The following is a 1,170-nucleotide window of genomic DNA, read 5'->3' on the forward strand; positions in this document are numbered from 1 at the left end:
ACTTTTTTTGCCGTCGTAGGGATGGGTAGTGACGGCGACTATCGCAATTCCCGTAGTTGTGAGGTACAGAGTCTGAGGTTTTGAGGAGTCAGGAGTTAAGATTTTGGTGTACCTCATGAGATTGGGAAACGCTATATTTAATTCCACCCAGCTACTTAACTGATAACTGATAACTGATAACTGATAGCTATAAAAAAACCGACCAACAAGAGAGAATTCCCGTCAGTCAGTCGGTGATGATAGGCCGAATTTTACTCAGCTTTATTTCTTAGCGGGGGCAGCCTTAACGAGTTCCAATTCACTTTCAGCGAAGTTATTGGTATTCAGTCCACCGGCGCTACCACTAAAACCGTGGTAGTTAACAGTATCAAAACGGACGATAACGGGATAGTGGATACCACTTTTATCAACACTGGCTACGGTTCCTACATCGTTGTACCAGTAAGACTCTTTCCGTTTGACTCTAACTTTGGCTCCGCGTTCGATTCCAGGCATAGCTGTTGTTTTTTTTTAGGGTTTAGTTAACAGGTTACAATCAGAGCGAGTTTGCCGAAAGGGTTTTTACTTTAAGTTTTATTGCAAATCTTGCCACTCTGTTTGGACAAAATGCCCCGAACGTCCCCATAGGTCTGCCTTTGGTGCAATGTTAACGATTGTTAAGTTAAAGGGAATGGCTGTGGTCAGGTATTTTTGGGCCGACATTCCCACATCTGGCCCGATTTGAAAAGCGGCGGCGGTGGCTAAACCTAAGCCTAATAACTGAGAAATCGGACCTCTGGGTAAGAGAAGATGAGTTCCTAAGACTAAGCCGGCGGTTAAGGCTAAAGTTACCGATAAATTGGTGCCACAACGCGGATGTAATGCCAATTGCCCCTCGCCATTTTTGAGACGATGGAGTGCCTGTTTGGCGGCGATTTGCAGTTCATTTGTATTAATCTGTCCGTAGAGATAAAAACCCCTATCGGTGGACAGTCCCCCCAGGGCCTCGTTATCCGCAGGGGAGTGGTCAAAAGGCGATTGACGACGGGCAGCCATTTCGCTTAATACCCAGACGGTGGCGTGTTCCAAGGCGTGAACCTGTCGCAGGGTGAGAAATTCTTTGAAACCGGGGATAAAGCCGATTTGTGCCAGTAAATCGCTGTCTTGCTGGGGCGAGGGGTTAAACCAGTC

The 1,170-nt window shown here is 46.7% G+C and carries 2 protein-coding genes; both read right to left on the reverse strand.

Features of this window, described 5'->3' with window-relative positions:
• Positions 1-261: 261 nt before the first annotated feature.
• On the reverse strand, positions 262-495 hold the full coding sequence (locus tag PX481_RS28230) for a photosystem I reaction center subunit IV (RefSeq protein WP_002760713.1): 234 nt from the start codon (positions 493-495) through the stop codon (positions 262-264).
• A gap of 78 nt (positions 496-573) precedes the next feature.
• The coding region (locus PX481_RS28235; protein WP_288097262.1) for a DUF6391 domain-containing protein at positions 574-1,170 on the reverse strand (597 nt) is incomplete at its 5' end.

The organism is Microcystis sp. M53603_WE2, from assembly GCF_030065435.1.